This is a genomic window from Acinetobacter sp. Leaf130 (genome assembly GCF_001423205.1).
Classification (GTDB): domain Bacteria; phylum Pseudomonadota; class Gammaproteobacteria; order Pseudomonadales; family Moraxellaceae; genus Acinetobacter; species Acinetobacter calcoaceticus.
Genome location: NZ_LMOE01000005.1, coordinates 282,145 through 302,876, shown reverse-complemented (window position 1 = coordinate 302,876; position 20,732 = coordinate 282,145). Strand labels below are relative to the sequence as shown.

The 20,732-nt window shown below is 34.5% G+C and carries 19 protein-coding genes; 5 read left to right on the top strand and 14 right to left on the bottom strand.

The window, feature by feature from the left end; translation table 11 throughout:
• Window positions 1-20: 20 nt before the first annotated feature.
• Complete coding sequence (locus ASF86_RS11980) at window positions 21-257, bottom strand: hypothetical protein (RefSeq protein ID WP_056482410.1); 237 nt, start codon at window positions 255-257, stop codon at window positions 21-23.
• A gap of 781 nt (window positions 258-1,038) precedes the next feature.
• Between ASF86_RS11980 and ASF86_RS11975 the strand changes: the two genes are divergently transcribed.
• Window positions 1,039-1,449: a hypothetical protein gene (locus ASF86_RS11975; RefSeq protein ID WP_056482407.1), complete on the top strand. Its 411-nt coding sequence runs from the start codon at window positions 1,039-1,041 to the stop codon at window positions 1,447-1,449.
• Window positions 1,450-1,667: 218 nt separating this feature from the next.
• Here ASF86_RS11975 and ASF86_RS11970 read toward each other — a convergent pair whose 3' ends face one another.
• The 3 genes from ASF86_RS11970 to ASF86_RS11960 form a co-directional block, all read right to left on the bottom strand.
• Window positions 1,668-2,285, bottom strand: a complete 618-nt coding sequence (locus tag ASF86_RS11970) for a hypothetical protein (RefSeq protein WP_056482404.1) — start codon at window positions 2,283-2,285, stop codon at window positions 1,668-1,670.
• A 455-nt stretch (window positions 2,286-2,740) separates the two neighbouring features.
• Window positions 2,741-3,325, bottom strand: a complete 585-nt coding sequence (locus ASF86_RS11965; RefSeq protein WP_081407686.1) for a lecithin retinol acyltransferase family protein — start codon at window positions 3,323-3,325, stop codon at window positions 2,741-2,743.
• Window positions 3,326-3,476: 151 nt separating this feature from the next.
• Window positions 3,477-4,112, bottom strand: coding sequence for an EcsC family protein (locus ASF86_RS11960; protein ID WP_413772532.1), 636 nt, complete (start codon window positions 4,110-4,112; stop codon window positions 3,477-3,479).
• An 875-nt stretch (window positions 4,113-4,987) separates the two neighbouring features.
• Here ASF86_RS11960 and ASF86_RS11955 point away from each other — a divergent pair.
• A complete protein-coding gene (locus ASF86_RS11955) occupies window positions 4,988-5,365 on the top strand; it encodes a hypothetical protein (protein WP_056482398.1) in 378 nt (125 codons plus the stop codon).
• Between the two features lie 28 nt (window positions 5,366-5,393).
• Window positions 5,394-6,404: a hypothetical protein gene (locus tag ASF86_RS11950; RefSeq protein WP_056482396.1), complete on the top strand. Its 1,011-nt coding sequence runs from the start codon at window positions 5,394-5,396 to the stop codon at window positions 6,402-6,404.
• A gap of 129 nt (window positions 6,405-6,533) precedes the next feature.
• Here ASF86_RS11950 and ASF86_RS11945 read toward each other — a convergent pair whose 3' ends face one another.
• Genes ASF86_RS11945 through ASF86_RS11935 form a run of 3 tightly spaced genes read right to left on the bottom strand, consistent with a single transcriptional unit; the run spans window position 6,534 to window position 9,588 of the window.
• On the bottom strand, window positions 6,534-7,310 hold the full coding sequence (locus tag ASF86_RS11945; RefSeq protein WP_056482391.1) for a hypothetical protein: 777 nt from the start codon (window positions 7,308-7,310) through the stop codon (window positions 6,534-6,536).
• 33 nt (window positions 7,311-7,343) lie between these two features.
• Window positions 7,344-8,135, bottom strand: a complete 792-nt coding sequence (locus ASF86_RS11940; RefSeq protein WP_056482388.1) for a hypothetical protein — start codon at window positions 8,133-8,135, stop codon at window positions 7,344-7,346.
• A 52-nt stretch (window positions 8,136-8,187) separates the two neighbouring features.
• A complete protein-coding gene (locus tag ASF86_RS11935; RefSeq protein ID WP_056482385.1) occupies window positions 8,188-9,588 on the bottom strand; it encodes a hypothetical protein in 1,401 nt (466 codons plus the stop codon).
• A 522-nt stretch (window positions 9,589-10,110) separates the two neighbouring features.
• Here ASF86_RS11935 and ASF86_RS11930 point away from each other — a divergent pair.
• Window positions 10,111-10,449, top strand: coding sequence for a hypothetical protein (locus ASF86_RS11930; RefSeq protein WP_155860174.1), 339 nt, complete (start codon window positions 10,111-10,113; stop codon window positions 10,447-10,449).
• A gap of 59 nt (window positions 10,450-10,508) precedes the next feature.
• Here the strand turns inward: ASF86_RS11930 and ASF86_RS11925 are convergent, their stop codons facing one another.
• From ASF86_RS11925 to ASF86_RS11910, 4 genes are all read right to left on the bottom strand, one after another.
• Window positions 10,509-12,002, bottom strand: a complete 1,494-nt coding sequence (locus tag ASF86_RS11925) for a hypothetical protein (protein WP_227508797.1) — start codon at window positions 12,000-12,002, stop codon at window positions 10,509-10,511.
• Between the two features lie 2 nt (window positions 12,003-12,004).
• Window positions 12,005-12,229: a helix-turn-helix transcriptional regulator gene (locus ASF86_RS11920; protein ID WP_056482380.1), complete on the bottom strand. Its 225-nt coding sequence runs from the start codon at window positions 12,227-12,229 to the stop codon at window positions 12,005-12,007.
• A 124-nt stretch (window positions 12,230-12,353) separates the two neighbouring features.
• Entirely contained in the window at window positions 12,354-13,391 is a 1,038-nt protein-coding gene (locus ASF86_RS19870; RefSeq protein WP_081407685.1) for a hypothetical protein, read from the bottom strand.
• A 323-nt stretch (window positions 13,392-13,714) separates the two neighbouring features.
• Window positions 13,715-14,653, bottom strand: coding sequence for a hypothetical protein (locus ASF86_RS11910; protein WP_056482379.1), 939 nt, complete (start codon window positions 14,651-14,653; stop codon window positions 13,715-13,717).
• Between the two features lie 274 nt (window positions 14,654-14,927).
• Here ASF86_RS11910 and ASF86_RS11905 point away from each other — a divergent pair, with 274 nt between their 5' ends.
• Window positions 14,928-15,266: a hypothetical protein gene (locus ASF86_RS11905; RefSeq protein WP_056482376.1), complete on the top strand. Its 339-nt coding sequence runs from the start codon at window positions 14,928-14,930 to the stop codon at window positions 15,264-15,266.
• 18 nt (window positions 15,267-15,284) lie between these two features.
• Here the strand turns inward: ASF86_RS11905 and ASF86_RS11900 are convergent, their stop codons facing one another.
• The 3 genes from ASF86_RS11900 to ASF86_RS11890 all read right to left on the bottom strand — a co-directional run bounded on the left by ASF86_RS11900 (window position 15,285) and on the right by ASF86_RS11890 (window position 20,730).
• Window positions 15,285-16,232 carry a cation diffusion facilitator family transporter gene (locus ASF86_RS11900; protein WP_005038238.1) on the bottom strand — a complete coding sequence of 316 codons (948 nt, stop codon included), beginning with the start codon at window positions 16,230-16,232 and terminating at the stop codon, window positions 15,285-15,287.
• A gap of 132 nt (window positions 16,233-16,364) precedes the next feature.
• Complete coding sequence (locus tag ASF86_RS11895; protein WP_056482373.1) at window positions 16,365-19,523, bottom strand: efflux RND transporter permease subunit; 3,159 nt, start codon at window positions 19,521-19,523, stop codon at window positions 16,365-16,367.
• Entirely contained in the window at window positions 19,513-20,730 is a 1,218-nt protein-coding gene (locus ASF86_RS11890; protein ID WP_056482370.1) for an efflux RND transporter periplasmic adaptor subunit, read from the bottom strand. Before ASF86_RS11890 ends, ASF86_RS11895 begins: the two co-directional genes overlap by 11 nt.
• Window positions 20,731-20,732: the final 2 nt, after the last annotated feature.

Sequence of the window (20,732 nt, the reverse complement as noted above, 5' to 3'; positions counted from 1 at the left end):
TTCTCATTAGGAGGTTTTATTTAACCCTCATTAATAATTTCCAACAATTCTCGGTAGTGATACCACTGTTCTTTAAACTCTTGATGCTCATCATCAGAAATTATTGCTAAATCTCTAGCAAAATCAGCTTTGACTTGAAGCTCTCTTAAATCATCTAGAATATATTTACTATCACTCCCCCGATCAATCATAGTTCTAATATGCCTTACACTGCCATTAAGAAGAGAAAGAGCTGTGTCATGAATTTTCTTTGTCATAAATACCTCTTAAATTGATTCTAATTATACGAATGAAAGTTACGGTATTTCTTATTTAACTATCATTTATCGTTACGAACAACAGAAATATAATTAGCGTGACTTAAAAACAGAGTAACGCTGAATGATAGTATCCAACCGACTGTAAACATTGGTTACACAATGAAAGATACAGAGGGCGTGGAGAATAGTTCCCCCTGAATACGATTTAATCTTTAAGCGGATACACGACCACAAATAACTCCCCCTCAAAACGGAGTATATGGGGTACGGGGGCAAATATCAGGTATCGCCCGTGGTTTATATGCTCATACACTTAGGCTATATCACACTAGGGCTTTGATCTAAAAATATAACATATTCTATATTGCGCTCATTTCACTTTAGAGCAACTTTAAAATAATGGCATTAATGATATATCAAACACTACTAAATGGCTATATGAAGCTTATAGTGCTTACAATATGTATATTCGTTTCCACTCTTACTTGATCATAAAAATTCTATCAATTTGACATCTCCACACCATTAATATATATTAACTATTAATAAAAATAATTCCCTATGATTTCACATCTTCTATCATTCCAACATCTTTATCTGAAAATAACCCATATCTCAGTTAGTGTAAAAACTCATTCAACACTATAAAAACCCCGCTATATATGATTTCTATAGTGGTTCATCTATAACGTGTATTATATAGATATATATACCTCTTACATCTCCCCCCCTACACACCACCACCTCAAAAATAAACTAATAATTAAGAGAAATTATAATGATTAATCCAAAATATCTATTAAAAACCACAACATTCAAAGGTTATGAAGTAAATCCACATTATTCACTAAGAAAGAGTTCATTAGAAACCATACACTCTTCAATGCTTTGGTCTTTAAAGAACATATCAAAGCCTAGAGCAATGCACATCGCTATAGGACTTACAGATAAAGATACTTTTAGCATTGAGAAGTTTAATCGCCGTCTAAAAGCTAAGTTTAAAGATGAAGGTTTAGTACATCTCTATAGCTTTGAACTATCAGAAAATGATAACCATCACTTACATTGTATGTTCATTTACAATGCTGAAGTACATCGTAGCTACTATACTGTTTATAAGATGATATATGAGTGTGCTATGTTGGATGGAGTGAGAAAAGAAGAAGTAATAATAGAACGGACAAGCTAATGAAATTAGATGGACAATTGCCTATCAAGAAGGTAAGAACTTCCCTGTACATTACTTAAGAACAGAAGAACAATTCATAGATGCAATGTACAGATACAGTTATTTAGCCAAAGTTGATGATAAAGAAGGCATAAGACATAAGGGTTTTGGAGTTATTAAAGTAGCTACTACAAACATAAAATAAACTATAATTTAAATGAATAAAGAATTAAGCCAATTTATTTATAGATAAGATAACTTCTTGATGCTTCGCTTAATTCTTCATTTAATTTAAAAATATATGATCTATGTTGATCGATATAACCAAGAAGATCCCCTACAGTTGAATTCTGATTTTCAATTATATTTTGCATACCTACTACTATTCTCATTATAAATAAATCATATTTTACCTTAACTTTTTGATAGTCATTATCTCTAGTTATTACAAACAATAGATGACTGCTAGAGATAGTGAGAGAATTGTGATCTGTAAAATCTTTCATACGTTGATTTATTTTAGGAATTAGCTCATCTCTTAATTTTTCAGTACCATCCCTCCTTCTCATTAATGCGCACACAAATGCTAAAAGCCTTATATCTTCATTTAGATTAACAATTACATCTTTTGCTTGTAATGAATATGTAGTTTTATTATGTTGTTCTTTCCAATCAGTAAATAGTATAACTGCTGCATAAGGAGCTAGTACACTCATCACTATTGAAAATACATCTTTTACAAAAGAAACATTTACACTACTTCTATCCCATAAGTAAGCAATTCCACAAGTAGTGATACTTACAATCATACAAACTACAAATGCTACTAAAATTTTATTAATTAGCTCTTTTTTCATACAATTAATTTACTAAAAGTAGATATATCGAAGATGTTCAATTATGCACTGAATTACTGCTGACATACCATATCAAACATAGCAATTTATTTTTAAATTAACATTATTTTCAATACCTTAATGGAAATCTTAAATTTATACGAAAGTTCAGTAATGCTCATACACAACATAATACTAATAGCATTTTAAAATATATTCCCCTTCTCACTGAAGAGAATAAAATAATATTCTTTTAACACTAATATTATTCTTTACATATAACTTATTTTTTAGTTTGAGTGAGTTTTGATATTATTGAAAATTAGATCAGGAAACATAATGACAAGCCCTATTTTTTTAAATAGCCCCCATTTAAGATACAAATGGTTCTGTATTGAAAATCAATAGATTACTTTATATACTATACACGTATTTAAAGTTTATAGCTCTTCATTTCCCCAAGTGAAGAGCTTTTTTTATTTTATATCCCATACACGCCAACCATTTGATCCTAATTCATCTTCTGTCGTATCGGTAAGAAGATTGAAGAAATTATCCTTGTTTTCAAAGTTACCTGTTAAACATCCTGATGTAAAAATGTGACAATTATTTGAACTTAAACTGTAATTTAATCTTGTACCTACTTTTTCTCTAGCTCGCTTAGCTGCTAATTTAGACCCTACAGGTTTACCGTCTTTACATGATACGTAAATTGATACTGCTAAATTTAACCCATCTAAACGTTCAACAAACTGCTTAGGACTTACTTTTTCTATTCGCCCACTTCCATCTAAGTGAACTATTCTGTTTCTTCCTACATAAATTCCTGAATGATCAACTATATTAAATGCTAATCCACAATGAATTACACTTCCTATTTCAGGAGTTACATAATCTAAAAATATATTGTGAGCTACTCCTGATACAAAAGGTATATTAGATAAACGAGGTAATTTTCTTTCTTTTATTTTGTCTGACTTTTTAGGAAATGTTGATCTTGGAGTATTTTCAATTGAATTTTCAAATGTCCATATAACAACTTTTTTCAGTATATCCCACATAAATGCAACGCTTATCCATAAACAATTAAATTTTTGGCTAAATAAACTGAATAATGTGCTTAACCTACATAATCAAATACGACAGCTAACTTAAAATGAAGGGTAGATTTGTAGAAGTCTACCCTCCTATCATTGAGAAGCGTTAAGAATTTTAAATAGTGATAAAGGTATCTCTAGCAATATTTCCAATAGTATTAGTTGTTATAGAGTCAAACGTTGCCCCTACGATCCCCCCAAATAAAGGAATTGTCTTACCAAGATTGATAGCACCTTTTTCACCAAATTTAGTTAATAAGCGAAACCCTACTTTTTTGTTTATTGCTGTAATAGTTTTTCCACTAATATTTTTGATAGCATTTTCGGCTAACTTCTTTCCTACTACAATGCCAACATCTTTTAAAATATCTTTTGCAGCATTACCAGTAAGGCAAACAAATACTAAAGATCTTACTCTATCATCATTTAAATTATGCCCACCCATATGAGCAATAGCTGCAATCATACGAATCTGAACATACATTACACTAGCCACATTTGCAGGAATAGCAACTGGCAAAGTAATGATACCCCCAAGTCCAGTTATAAACCCAGATGTACCTGCTTTAGTATTCTGCCAACGAATTAAGGAGTTAACTTGATTATATAAACTATCATCTGTTTTTTTATAATCTTTAGCCAAATCATAGGCTGAATCCAAACCAACAACTCCATTCACAGCTTTATCATAAGACCAATTTAAAACTTCCATGATCTTACTTTCAGTTAAATTATTTACCATATGATCTATTTTCTTCTAAAGTAATAAGATAATTATACTTGGATTTATAATGATTTAAATCTATTTAAAAAATATTCTCAAATTTTGTACTATAGAAAAACCGATAAATTTAAAAGATGATTTTTTATATTTATCGAATGATAGGTAATAGAACAACAATAAAATAAAACTCTTGATTTAGATAAGCCAATCTCATTCTTCCTTTTACCAACATACCCTTCTATGAAAGTTCACGATGTATCCAGTAGTAGTATTCTTGCCTATAGATACACACTGGTAATCCAAATCCATGCTTAATCTAGTTGTTCAAATCTATAAGAGTAGTTTTATTTTAAAATTTTAAGTTTAGATCCCAATAGTCAATCTCATAAGAAACTGGTAATTTCCCCCATAAGTAAGCAATTCCACAAGTAGTGATACTTACAATCATATAAATTACAAATGCTACTAGAGTTTTATTGATTAGTTTTTTTCCTACAATTACCTTACTAAATGTAGATCTATCAAAGATGTGAAATTATTCACTAAATTACTACCAATACACCATATTAGAGACATCAACTTATGCAAAAAATAACATTATTTTCAACATGTTAATGAAAGTTTCAAATTTATACGAAAGTTCAATAACACTCAAAAAATATATACCATTTATAGTACCTTAAAATATATCCCCCTTCTCATCGAAGAGAATAAAACAATACTTCTCTAACACCCATATTATTATTTACATATAACTTATTTTTAGTTTGAGTGAGTTTTGATACTATCATATTGAAAATAAATAGATTACTTTATATACTATACACGTATTTAAAGTTTATAGCTCTTCATTTCCCCAAGTGAAGAGCTTTTTTTATCTGTAACCTGAGTTATAACTAACTATGAAAAAATTAACTTTATTTTTAGTTTTAATTTGTACTGGTATTTCAGTTCACTCCGAAGTTGATTACAAATTAGCTCAGGATAGTTGTGGCTTGATGGAAAGTGTAGCCTTTGCTGCTCAAACTTATCGTCAAATGGGTTACAAACCTTCTGAGACCCTAGATAAATTGATGGAAACAGCAAATAAGATAGAAGATCCTCAATACAAGGATATTGTTAGTCGTTTAGTTTTCGATGTAGTTGAAAATGCGTACTCAATTCAATTGTACTCAACCAAGGCTTTAAAAGATAAAGCTATTACTCAATTTACTGAAACAAACTATTTATCTTGTATAAATGTATTTAAGAAAAGACTTGAAGAAAAAGAATCTATATAACTTACAATAAAACAAGGGATATAAAGATATGCAATTTCAATTTTTAGAAACTGATAATCTAAAAGATTTTGACTATAAAAATAAGGTTATTTTCCCTCCTTACTTCGAAATGTTAAAAGAGGCTCTTGAGTCTTATGACAACTTAAAATCATTCTTAAACTCTCATAGCCATATAAAAAAGTGGTTAATTATTAGTGATTATGCATTAGATGATCAAAATAAAAATGGAAACTTTATAACATTTACAATAGTTCCCAACTATTTTGCTATCGACCACTTAATGAAGACTACCAGAAGCTTGCAAAGTAAAGATATTAAAAAAACTAAAATAATTCATCCTGACTTTATTCAATTTCTACGCTCATCTATATTTTTCAATATAAGCATAGAGTTACCATCAAATAGAGAAGAAATGATAGGATCAGCAAAAAAGTACTTCACTTGTTTATATGAATGTCTCGAACAAAACTACAATGATCCTAAAGTTAAATCCCAATGTCGTTATTTCATAAGTAAATTGAATGGTAAATCTAAATTCCCTCTACATGTGGATATTGATTTGATATCTTGCATAGTTTCATTAATAGAATTACAAATTTTCAAACATGTTCCAGATATAGAAAATATTTGTTGGTTATCTGATAGAGATAAAATACTTACAACTTTTGGTCAAGAAGGAAAAGAACGGATATCTCCAATGATCTTCAACCTAATAAATTATCGTTCTAAAATGCTATTTAGTATGCTCACAGTTCCCTTCAAGAAGAACTCTGAAGTAATACTCAGTTTCGGGTATCCAGAACCAGTAGGTAGAATGTGGTATGACTCTTTAATTCGTATACCAGATTTTATTGTAGGTTCTTTAGCTGATAATGATCAACAAGAAATGATTGTCAGTAAAAAAATATTTAAGGAAGTGCTAGAAAAGGTTATTTCCAATGAGGACTTAAACTTAATTTTTAGAATAAATTTTATAAATGGTGAACTTTCAACTACGAAAACTATTTATTCACACAATGTCCAAGACTCTTCAATATAATTAGTTTCCTTGCTGAGGATACTTTTATAACTTCTTACCAACACATCCTTCCGTGAAAGTTCACGATGTATCCAGTAGTAGTATTCTTGCCTATAGATACAACATTGGTAGTCCAAGTCCATGCTTAATTTAGTTGTTTAAATCCATCAAAGTTGTTTTTTCTTTAAATTTTAAATTTGGGTCCCAATAGTCAATATCACGGGAAACACGTTCACCACTTGCTAAGCAACTTACTTGCACCGAGGTACTAACATCAAAGAAGCAGTTTGGGTAATAAGTATCTAATATGAATCCACATCTTTGCTCATATTCCCATGCGTAAGAGCAATCTGTTCCCTCTTCACATGGATTCTGTACTTTACTTTTGTCTTCAAAATTACTTGGATGCTTTAGACAATCACGTAACGCTTCTTGAGGGCTAGCATAGTTAGCAATCCTGTCATCTACAACTATATTATTATTGTCAAAGACATTAGTTGTACCTTCATTTGTCTCATTGCTTACTTGCTCACTACTCTCTTCTGTTTGACTTATTGTTTCCAGTGTATCTGTAGTAGTATCTTCACTTGAATCGTAAGATGATTCCGCTATTGGTGCTTCTTCTGGAGTATGATTCAAAATTTTAGGCACTGTAACCAATAAAACGATAAATACTGCAATACAGATAGTTATCATATATTTATTATCATTAAAGAAATTACTTTTCTTTGGCGTTGTCTTTAAATTCTCTTCTTTATCCTTTATACCTGAATACTTTTGATCAGTATTATTTATTGAACTTGGTAGCTTAACTTCGCTTATTTTATTTTTGGAAAAATTACCATACTGTGGCAATCCACAATATGGGCACTTGAGTACTTCACTTGAAATCTCATTCCCACATTTAAAGCATTCTATAAGCGCCATCTTATTATTCCTTTTTGACCAATCGTAGAATTATTAAAGTTTTAATAAGACATCTCTGGCATGGTTAATTTCTGCTGCCTTTTGCTCAAGAATTTCTCTTACTGCATCAGTGACACCAACATTACGATCAGAATGAAAATCTCTTATTTTTATACGATGAGCTTTCTTAATTTCATCATTAGAAGCATGAATTGATACACCTAAAACCTTTGCAGCTAGTTCACGTTCATTAAATTCTTCTACTACAGGGGTTTCTTTTTCTTGTTCTGATGCATGCTTAAGAAAATTCTCAAGCTCTTCTATACAATAGTTACGTGCAAGATCTATATTTGAACCAAATTGAAGAACTTCTGTTTTAAAAACTTCTGTATTTCTACAAGTATTAAATATCAAAATCATCACATTGATATAGATTTCAGCCTTCCTAGGTTCATTTGGTTGAAGAGCAAGAAAGTCTCTAATTGATAGTGAGATAGTGGGGCGATTAGTTAATTTAATTCGCTCTCGCAGGAGTACTATTTCATTATCATTTTCACAAGCTTCAATAAATATATTCTTAACAAAGTTTACCTTGTCTGGGCTCCAAGTAGACTCATGAAGTAAGGCATAGTGACAAACAATATCAATATATGGGTAAATTTGCTCAATTAAGCTTTTTCCCAATTTTAATGATGGTTCAGCCTTATCTTTATTAAAATTTGAATTAGTAGTTCTATTCTCTTCATCACTAAAAAACAGATTTGCAAGATAGCCAAGTGCAAACCCTATCAAGAAACCTAAAGGTCCACCAATAAAAAAACCTATAACACCAAGAATCCAGCTCATTAATTTATTATCCCCACTAATGAATACACAAAATTATGAAAATTTATTCACCTTATGGGTTTTCATTAAGATAATATAATGCTGCTTTCTTTTCACCATTAAAGACAATTGGTTCTAAATAAGGACGGGTTTCCTTTTGGTCAGCGGTTAAGTAGGCGTAATCTACATAGGTCTTTTCTTTTAGTATTCTTCTTGCTTGATCAACACTAGCATCAAAAATAACTATCGTATCACCAGCATAACCACATCGATCTTCTCCACTAATATCACAAACCCCACGCTCTACACCAATTACATCCAAGCCATAAACCTTTATCCCTTTTACTTTCCATGTAAAAAACTCTTCTGTTTTTTGAGCTGGTTTATAAGCCCGAATTCCTTTACTTAGCCAATAATCTCCATAACGTCTATCCACAAATGCTAATAAAGATTCATAAGGAACAGGTGCGTATCCACCATAATTCATTTTTGAAAAATACTTTTGGTAACCATCAAAATTTATAGTTTCTGAATATGGATTAGGCTGCTCAGATTCTAATTTATAGCTTTTACCATCAAATTTATAAGTTTTATAGATATTATAAGGAGCTATCTTAGGAGCATCGTTATAGGATTTCCGTATATCATTATTTCCCTCATAGAGAACTGCTAAATCATAAACACCATTGCTTTCTTTGCTTTTATCTAAGAAGTAAAAAGAGTCATATTCATACTCTGAATTATCCTCTGCTCCCCAACCTTTTGATGCAAAACGCATATTATTTGCAATATCATATATTTTCTTATTATTCTCATCTAAAACAACAATATAAGCAGAATTATTAGTTTGACCACCACCAAACATTAAACTGACCAAAAATCCTTTGAACTGACTACCTACATCTATCGGCTCACTATTCATAATATGATCATAAGTCATATCATCTATACCTGCTGCTCCTGAACTTCCATTGACTAAGCCATCACTTGAAGTTCTTGCAATCAGTTCATAGGCATCACCTGACTTTTTGAATAAGAATAGATCTAGAGCAGTTCCTTCCGATAACATATTAGCGTACTCTGCATCTTTATGTGTAAAAGCAACTAAGTAACGATCTTCACCATTATTTTTATATGACTTAACACCTTTGTATTTATATGCAGTCAAGACATCTTTCAGATATGAGATGGACTTATACTCACTATTCTTTGCTTCATTAAATTTAGCTAAGTCTTCGTTATTTTTTAGATTATTTTCACTAACTGATATGTATAACGTACTAAATAATTCTTGAGCGTTATTTAGATCTTTGACCACTACTCTGCCATCTTTCTTTTCTGAAGGTACTGTTTTTTGCTGAACTACTGTATCAGTAGCAAGTTGAGAACTCTTACCAGCAAATAAATGATAGGAATATATGGATGCACCTAAAGTACAACCAATAACACCTAAAGTTATCTTATTAAATTTCATTATTATAAAGTCCCTTTGTTGGTTATGATGGCTGAACGAGTAAAGGTTAATAGATTAGTTAGAATCCAGTACCCACTTATCCCACAGCTATGCGCAAAAACGAGAGGCCTATAAAACTATTTCTCACAAGACATAGTTCTAATGCGGTCTAAAAAGATTTGCTAAAACCCGTTAGCAGTATGTTAATCGAACATATGATAATTGTTGCTATTTGTAATCGTCAATACTTTTTTAATAATCTAAATTTGTCACATAAATTCTTTTCTATACAACTTACTCCTCATATTTACAGTATGATAAATTATCAATATTTTCCGTGTAACGGCTTACAACTGATAACAACTCTAATAAAAGCACCTTTATCACTAAATTCATTAGTTAAATTAAAAAGACAGAAAAATTCTATTTTTATTTATTTAGATACAGCAACTTAAAATTAAATATTTCTTCAAAATATTTAGATAAATGATATATTGAGCTAACTTAAATTTTACAATAATCTATATGAAGCAGATCTTAATCGTGACTTTATTTTTTCTGCTGGCTGACTTACAAGCAGCAAATGCAGCTACTATGTCTGAAATGAAATTTAATCAATACTCTTATGACACATTAGAAATTTCAAAATCAATTCGCAAAGATCTAGAAGTTGCAAATGAAAATAAAGATATTGAAGCGATTACGCAACAAGTCTGTAAACTATATCTAATAAATAAAGAAATTCTTAAGACCAGTGAAAGAAATAGAGAATATGTAAATGCTAAAATAAATATAACCTATGCTAAATATACACTTAAGATGTTATCTAATACTTCAGCATTTAATAATGATAGTTTTGATTTAAAGCGGGATTGTAGATAAATAAGTTTATTAAAATGTTTATATAAGCGATAAGACTCAATCAAAATAAAAAAAGCAGCCTATAAAGGCTGCTTCTCTTTGAGTAAATGGATTATTCCATCATAAATTTGATTCTCAGTTGGTGTTAGATTAATCGTATCCAATGTTGTAAATAGATAACCACTACTACCATCAACATTTTTATCGACCACTGGCACACCAGTTTCAGCATTAAATGCCCGTGTAATAAGTCGTGATGTAATTGGTACTCCAGCAAGCTTAAGCTTTTCCTGAAACCGTTCCAACTCGATAGAACGAATACCTCTTCGCAGATCATCAGATGCTGCTAGATAATCTCCACAGGCTTTTACAAACACTTTAGTAGGTACGTTCCCCCATGTAGTTTTATCTGTCACATCAAATGCTACAAGCTTTTGAGGAATATGTTTTTCACGTGGGACAGGATATCTAATCTTAGTGAAATCAATATTTGCAACTTCCAAAATTTTATCTTTCACCAAACCAGACTGAAGCATAAAGTTTGTAACATCGTTATAGATATCTTCTCCTAGCAAGATAGAAATTTTTAGTAAGTCCTCCCACACATCACCTAAGCGATTATCAATATATTCAATTAACGGTACACTCAATATTTGAATGAACTCTAAAATTTCACCGTAATATTCCTTGATAACTTCATCAATTGCATGTGAAAGACTGACTAAATCCGCCGTTTCGACATATTTGTACTTCTTGAGATTTACCCCATTAGGCACTTTCTGCATTTCAATGACAATACAACGTGAGACTGTTGCTAACTCTAACTTTTCAGTAATCTTGATTCCTGAAACACACTTAAAACCAAAAACACTTTTAGTTGCTTTAGCACGAGCAGTAACTGGTCCATCTCGTTCAAAACCGCTATTAAAGTATTCTGTAAAGTCTTTGACATTTTTCAGTACATCTACTTCATCAGCAAATACAGGATGACCTTCTGATGATGCAGTCATCCGTACTAGTCCAGCAGGAGTAGCATTAGCAACACGCTCATTAGCATTGACACCGTTCACCCAAGCTAGAAACATTTGAAGTGTACTCTTACCATATCCTGGCCCTGAAGCATTGATCATCAAGATAGGAGCAAAATACAAATCTTTAGCGTTAATTTCATCGTAAAGGGATAAAAATCGAGTTAAGACAGACCAACAAAAGAGCACTGAAAAAGTTTGTTCTGTCAAAAACAAGAATTCCCCCCCTCGAACCTTAAATAGATGGTGAAGTCCTCGCAATTCATTTTGGATAATCTCTGATTGAGGAATATCTTGTACAATATTTTTAACAATTCCAGTTGATCCGCTAATACAAGTAAGAATATCAACTTGATTTTCCCCACTCTTAATAACTAGATCATCTGTTTTACAATCTTCTTTCTCACCTCCTACATCTATAATGCTAAGATGAATTGCTGATTGACTCTCAATTTGATCAGGTTCTGAATGAACAGAACTGGAATTCTGCTCATCAGGTGAATGGGCTATCTCTTGATAGCCTTTTTCATTATTGAACTCCTCCATCGTCATACTCCCATACCTCCATACTGGTTCAACCAACTATGAATGACCTCACAGCGCCAACGAGTCAACGTATGAATTTTTACTGGTACAGGAAAACGACCATCTTTAGCCCATTTCCAAACGGTTGAACGTTTGATAGGTAGATGTGGAAGCATATCGTTTAGGCTGATATAGCCTGTTTTAGGCAATAGTGAACTGTCACCACTGCCAATATTGGTGCTCGACATATTTGTCTTTGCCTCTTAAATTATTTAAAGAATGTGTGGGTCTTACCCCACACAACAAATATGCTTATTGACGAGTAGAGTAATCAAGAAGGAGAAGAATTTTTACACCAGTGTAATTTTCTAACTAAATGTTATTTGAAGCTTTTTTTATATTTCTTTTTAATCCTCCCCAATATTTTTTAATAGTTTCTTCAGCTATGTCCAAATCAGAATACTCCTTGGCTATCTCCTCCCTTACTTTAAATCTTAATCCTCGCTGACCTGTATTACGATCATTTGGTAGCTGATCAAGTCGATGACCTAACTGCACAATAATTGACAGAGCGGCAATATAAAATTTTTCCTCATCAGTTCCTGACCGTACCTGTATAGATTTTCCTTTTTCATCTGTTTTATCTTTTCTCAGTTCAAGTACTTTTTTTATAATTTTTTCATTAATATCATCAAATTCAGGCTTCTGACTTACTTGCGTATCAGACTTTTCCTCGTCATCGTTACTAACAGCATTTATCACTTTATTTTTTTTAACAATTTGCTCAATATCATCTTTTAGAAAAACATAACTTTTTATATCAACGTAATTATTGTCCACACCTTGATAAATCTTATACGCTTGATCTTTGCTAAAAAGCTCTGTTTTACCTTTTACTTGTTTAGGAGCTTGACCATGATTCCCTATGATATGAACCACAGAGTTCCCTGTTAAATTTTCAATTAAATATACATTTTCGATTGCAATTTGTTTAGACTCTCCAACTACGATAGCATTCAGATAGTGGGCTGCTTCTACGGGTCTTACATAACCATTAAAGTTTACATAAGCTCTAACTAAAACATCAGGCTCTTCAATAAAATTGTTAGCAAAATCATCACCACTAGGGTCTGAATAAAATAATTTCCTATATTCGTATACACTTATCTTTCTTTTTACTTCAAGAAATCCACTCCATGGAAAACATGGTTTTAAAGAACCACTAACAATCAAATCATTAAACTTGTATAGGGGAATGTCTAGTAATTTAATGCTTTGATCAAAACTTAGGTATTCTTTCCGTTCCTCATTGTCACTATATATCAACAATCTTGAATAAAAATTTGATAAAAATTCATCAAGCGATTCATTTGTGTCCTGCTGCTCTAATTGTTCCTTGTGATCAGTCATTCTTTTCTTGCTCAAGACTTAAAAAACATTATCAAGATTACAAAATATAACATTCCTGTTACAATCAAAATTCTAAAAAAATGGATAATTTTTAAAGTTAATCCCTATCCTACTAGAAATTATAGCTCGATTTTTTGACGGTATATATAACGGTATTAAATAGATTAAAAATAATTTATTTTTATTAAAATCAATATATTAACACACTAATAAGGATCCCCGTAGGGACGCCAAATTCTAAAAAGCCACTGCATAATGTCAGTGGCTTTTTTCTTGCCTTAAAAATGAAAAACCAATCAATGATTAGCTTTTCATATGCTCCATTAGCTCGCAATGCCCACTTGTACTTCAAGGCGACCCGACTGTACCCGTAGTCCTCTAATTTCAAATTGATCTACCAATTGCTGGACCAGCTCTCGGCTTTCTCTCAAAATATTCAAACCCGGTAAAATACTGAAATCAGTCAAACTCAGAAGCTTTTCAACCATCCATGAACGGTTATTAATAAAGTCAATAAATCCTGCTTGCTCTAGGTCAATAAACCACATACGGTGACCATCACGCTGGATACCAGGAATATCACCAATCAAGTGATTAATAAGTGATGGAATCGGTAACATATTTACGACTTCAAAACCAACTCGACCAATACGGCGCACAGCCCAGTTTGACAGAGTTCCCCCATGGCGAATCTGGACATCGAGGCTCTCATCCATTTGACGTAGGCGCAAAAATTTTTCCTGCCCAATACGGCATTCCAATACTTTAAAATCTAAACTTAAACGATACATGAAACGATGGTAATGCCCATCGATCTCGACTTGGAAACTATCATTGCCACACTTGATTTTAATATCATCAATTTCAGAACGGTCGATGCGCTTACGAATTTGGTTATTTAATAGCATTTCCGGTAAATACAGCGTTAAGGTGCTCTTCCCCAAAAATGTACGTGCCATGATCAACGCGACTTGACGTGCAGTTTCACTGGTTTCAGACACCATATCTCTCACAGTGCCTGCCGCCAGATTTGTCATTCCGACAACTCCACGTCTGGTGTGAGTGGTCACTTGGTCGAGCGCATCTAATGCAGCATCCGCGACCCCTGCAATATTACGTGTCGTATCACTAGCGAACCCGACCGCATCTTGGGCATGTTGCAATGTCTTATGCAATAATCGACGAGATAATGACGGTTTTGCGGTATCTACAGCCGATGCTGTTGTTGTAGGCTTCGACTCATTGTCATCTTGTTGACCCAAGTCCCTCTCTCCTTTTTATATTTATTTCACATCCTATTTATGAGTATTTAAGCTCATTTATAGTGCTAATCACACTTCATTTTTCTGTAGATTAGCATGCTCTACAATATTATTTTATTTTTTATGTGTACGCATAAATCATCTGCTTTTTGTATTTCTTTGTTTATTCAAAATTAATTTTTTGCTAGCTCAAAGCACTTCATCTATATCTTACAAATTTTTTTCTTTTTCGACATTTCCGTTAGAATAGATTCAAACTGAATGTGGAGTTCCTATGCAATACCGTTGCCCTCAATGTCAAAGTGTTAAAATTATGCCTGTAAGCCAAGGCATTAACAGCGCAAAACCAGCAGTTCCTAAAAGCCTTGCTATCTTAATTCCTGCAATTTTTATGCTTTTACTCTTGGTTATTATTAGCATTTTTATGTGGATTTTTGGCAATGGTGCAAGCAACTCTCTTCAAATTGCAACAGTAGTTGTTTTTGTTGTGACTGTAGGAGCAGGTTTTATGTTTTGGCGTGATTTGCCGGACTTTAAACTGTCTATGCAAGCATTTATGCAGTCACAAAAACATTGGAAATGCCGTGACTGCAATCACGAATGGGAAATTTAAAAAAGTGTTCACATCAGCTTAATGCTGATGTGAATGTGCTTCGTCAGCATGTTCGTGTGGAGCATGCTGGGCAGTGTGTTGACAGTTAATATCCTCGTCATCTTCAATTTGCAAAGTAACCTCTGCAATCCCATGTTCATGAGATAGCATTTCAACTGCTTCATTATAAAGCCTTGTACGCTCTGCTTCTGGCGCAAATAAATGCACCGTTAAATGAATATTTTTAGACGTAATGGCCCATACTTTAAGTTGATGAATACTTTCAACGCCATTTAAAGAAAGCAGATCTGTACGTAATTTCTCAATATCCACTTCTTCTGGCACACCTTCGAGCAAAATATTAATGCTCTGTTTAAGCAAAATCCATGTTCTTGGTAATACCCAAAAGCCGATGAGTACGGCAATAAGCGTGTCAATCCAGTACCAGTTGGTAAAATAAATCGTTATTGCCGCGATGATCACTCCTACCGAACCCAATGCATCGCTTAAGACCTCTAGATAAGCACCTTTAACATTTAGACTAGAGTTAGCGCCCGACATTAAAATTTTCATTGAAATAAGGTTAATTACTAAGCCAACCGTTGCCACAATGAGCATCCCTACGCTTTGGATTTCAGGTGGCTTAGAGAACCGGATATAGGCCTCATATAAAATATAAACTGCCACCACAAAAAGCATGAGCGCATTAAATAAAGCTGCCAAAATTTCAAAGCGCTGATAGCCAAAAGTACGCTTATTATCAGCGGGACGTTTTGAAATTTGAATGGCAACCAAAGCAATTGCCAAAGCAGCTGCATCTGTAAACATATGCGCAGCGTCAGAGAGCAATGCCAAACTTTGCGTGATTAAACCAGCAATGACCTCAACAATTAAAAACGTTGTAGTAAGAGCTAAGGCAATTGTTAATTTTTTAGCATTACCTTCAGTCACTACAGCATGACTATGATCATGACCATGTCCACCCATTTTGCGGACTCCTTATTATTTATCTTTATGGTGAGGTAAAAGTAACAATGAACTCATAATTACTATTACCTCTTTCAAACACTTTTTTGACTCAAGTTCTGTAATCAAAAAAGATATCTCAAATCGATGACATTATGAATGCTCAGCGCTTTTCGCCTTGCTTTCATTCATCCATCGATAAATAACAGGTAATAAAACCAGAGTTAATATCGTAGATGAAATAATGCCACCAATAACAACTGTTGCCAAAGGTCGTTGCACTTCTGCACCGGTTCCTGTTGCCAAAGCCATGGGAATAAAACCAAGCGAGGCAACACAAGCCGTCATTAGAACGGGTCTTAAGCGTAAGATCGCTCCATTCCAAGTTGCAGTTTGAATATCAAATTTTTCTCTAAGCTCTTTAATAAAACTCAGCATCACCAGACCATTCAAAACAGCAACGCCCGACAAAGCAATAAATCCGACACCCGCCGACATCGAAAGCGGAATATCCCTCAACCAAAGTGCGATAATGCCACCCGACAAAGCAAACGGAACGCCGCTAAACACCAACAGACTTTCTTTAATGTTATGGAATACAGCCATGAGTAGAATGAAAATCATAGCAAGCGCTAATGGAACAACAATTTTCATTCGTGCAGCAGCTGAAGCTAGATTTTCAAACTGACCACCATATTCCAACCAATACCCTGCTGGTAGTTGTTCTTTTGCGAGCGTTGTTCTTAGCTCTTGAACAAATGATCCTAAATCACGGCCTTCTACGTTAGCGGTAATAATGACACGGCGCTTACCATTTTCACGTCCTACCTGATTTAAGCCTGAGGTACGTTCAACTTTAGCGATATCTTGAAGCTGGATTAGACCACCATTCGGTAATTGAATCGGAAGTTGGGCTAAGTTTTGAATAGTACGTTGCTGATCTTCTAAGCGAATTTCAAAATCGAATCGTCTATCACCTTGTAAAATCTGCCCTACATTTTGTCCACCGACACTTGCTGCCACAATATCTTGAATGGCTTTGGCAGATAATCCATATTGCGCAGCCAAAGGACGATTAATTTCGATACTTAGCACAGGCAAACCGCTCGTTTGTTCCACCTTAACCGCTGTAGCACCAGAAATCGTCTGTATCTTTTGGGCCAATGTCTGAGCCTGCTCATTAAGCACTTGCATATCATCGCCAAAAATCTTGACGCCAATATCGCTACGAATGCCTGAAATCAGCTCATTAAAACGCAGCTCAATCGGTTGAGAGAACTCGCTGTTATTGCCCGGTAATGTCGCCAAGAAAGCCTGCATACGCGAACGTAGTTCATCTAGCGTTTCTTTATAGTTTGGCCATTGATCATGAGGTTTAAGTAAAATGACTGCATCAGAGATATTAGGTGGCATCACGTCAGTTGCAACCTCAGCTGTTCCTGTTCGAGCAAAAACAGCTTTTACCTCTGGAAAGTTTTTCAAAATGAGCTTTTCAGTATTTTCTTGCATTCGCAATGATTGCTCGAGCCCTGTACTAGGTGAACGCATTTGCTGTAAGGCGAAGTCACCTTCACTTAACTGGGGAGCAAATTCACTGCCCATTTGGGTCGCTAACACGCCTGTGAGCACTAAAATACTTAATGCAAAACTAAGAACAACAATCTTAAGCTGATAAGCTTGATCGAGAATATCTCGATATTTCTGCTTTAAAGCTTGCATCCAACGTGTTTCTTTTTCTTTGACTTCACCCGTAACAAAAAGAGCAACTGCCGCAGGTACAAATGTCACAGAAAGAATCATGGCACCCAATAACGCCATAACCACGGTCATTGCCATTGGATGGAACATTTTGGCTTCAACACCAGATAAAGCGAAAATAGGTAAATAGACCACTAAAATAATCATTTGCCCAAAAATAAGCGGTCGACGGGCCTGTTTCGCAGCGAGAAAAACTTCTTTGAATCGCTCAGTGCGTGTAAATGGTCGATGTAAAGCATGCTGTGCTTCTGCTAGACGTCGAATACAGTTCTCTACAATAACAACCGCCCCATCTACAATAATCCCGAAATCAAGCGCTCCTAGGCTCATCAGGTTGGCACTAATGTTTTGCTCAGCCATCCCCGTAAGGGTAAATAACATCGAAAGCGGGATAACACAGGCAGTAATTAAAGCTGCTCGGAAATTTCCAAGGAAAATAAACAGAATCACAATAACCAGAATCGCCCCTTCTACAAGGTTCTTCTGTACTGTTGCAATTGCTTTGTTTACCAAACTCGTCCGGTCATAAACCGTTTCGATTTCTACACCTTTAGGTAGGGTAGATTGGATTTCCTTAATTTTGGCATCAACCGCCTGAGCAACGGTACGGCTGTTTTCTCCCATCATCATCATGGCAATGCCAAGAACAGTTTCTTCACCATTGTAAGTTGCAGCACCCGTTCTTAAATCATGCCCAATAGAAACATTCGCCACATCTGCCACACGAATTGGTAAACCATTTTTAGTGCTTACAGTAATATTTTGAATATCCTCAACATTACTTAACATGCCCGGAACACGAACCGTGAGTTGCTCGCCATTCTCTTCAATAAAACCTGCACCGCGATTTTCATTATTTTCTTGCAGAGCAGTCTGGAATTCATTAATTGAAATCTGAAGCTGTTGCAGACGTTTTAAATCAGGAGAAACAATATAGGTTTTATTGTAGCCACCAATACTGTTAATTTCGGCTACGCCTTTCACCCGCTGTAATTGAGGACGTACAATCCAATCCTGAATTTCGCGTAAATCCATAGCTGTATAGGCTGTACCATCAGCTTTTTTAGCACCAGATTTTGCTTTTACGACCCATTGGTAAATTTCACCTAATCCCGTTGAAACAGGAGACATAACTGGATCAACTGATTCAGGTAGTTGTCCGTCCGCCTCTTGTAAACGCTGGTTAATCAGTTGTCTTGCCCAATAAATATCTGTTCCATCTTTAAAAATAATGGTGACTTGGGAAAGTCCATAACGGGAAATAGAGCGAGTCTGTTCCAGATTAGGAATTCCGGCCATCGCATTTTCAATAGGATAGGTAATCCGCTGTTCGACCTCTAAAGCGGTATATCCATTTGCTTGGGTATTAATCTGCACCTGAGCATTGGTAATGTCTGGAACCGCATCAATAGGAAGCTTTTGATAACTCCAGATTCCGACTCCAATCCACGTCAGCACAAATAGCATGACCCAAATGGCATTTTGAATAGCAAACTGAATAACTCTGTCAAATAGTCCTTCGGGTTTGGGCAGTTCGGGTTTATTAATGTCCATGCTCCGCCTCTCCTTTTTCCAGTTCGGATTTCAGCAAGAAGCTGCCTTCTGCAACATAGCGCTGGCTTGGATTAATACCTTTTACAACTTCGACCCACTGACCATCTTTAGAACGTTGCCCCAACTGTACCGTGACAGGTTCAAACTCAAAGCCTGTTTTGACCATTTTTGGAGTAAAGATAACGTCTTTATCTTCCACTTGTTGGATCGCTTGTGCTTTTACACGTGTTACTTTTTGCGTTGAACCTGAATTTAGCTCAACGTTAACCATTAGATTTGGACGTAATTCACTATTATTTGCTAAGACCTTTGCACGGACTTGTAAACGACCTGTCTGAGCATCAGCCTCTGTTGTTAGGCTTTGAACCTGTGCAGTAAATACATTCCCAGTTTGCAACGATTTAAATTCAATTTGCTGATTTGGCTGCACATTCATATTTGCGGTACTTGGTAAAATAAATTCCAGCCATAACTGATCAAGCTGATTAATAATAAAAAGCTGATCTGCTAACTGTACATTTTCACCTACCACAATATCTTTATTACTCACCATGCCAGCAATTGGTGCTGTTAAGGTGTAGCGCCCTCCTGAACCGGAACCTGCGCCGAATGCACTTAAGCGTGAGCGAGCTGCTTTAACTTGTATCTGTGCTTGCTGGTAAGCGTTATAAGCTCTTTGATAGTCTTGTTTAGCAGAAATTCCCTGAGACCATAAGCTACGTTCACGTTCATAGTCCTGACGCGTTAAATCAAGATTAGACTGTGCAATTTGCAAATTAGCTTGTTGATCGACTAGATCTGGAACCAATAAGCTTGCGAGAGCCTGACCCTTTTTAACTTGTTGTCCCAATTCAACATAGACTGCTTCGACACGACCACTAAAACTTGGTGAGACATGGGCTTGACGGTCAGTATTTACAACCAGTTTGGCTGGATAAGTTTGAAGCTGAGCAACTTCACCTAATTCAGCCTGTTCAATTTTTAAATTTTGTTCCTGCATTTGTTGAGCAGTGAGCATCAATGGTTTTTCATCTTCTTCATGGTGTTCTTCACCCTCTTCTTCAGCATGCCCGTGACCTTCCGATGCTTCGGAAGAATTAGATTTATTTTTTGAATTTAAAACCAGTAAACCAATTAATATTGCAGTGATTGCAGCAATCACCCCGACCCAAAGCCATTGAGAATTTTTCTTTAAATTTGTCGACATTA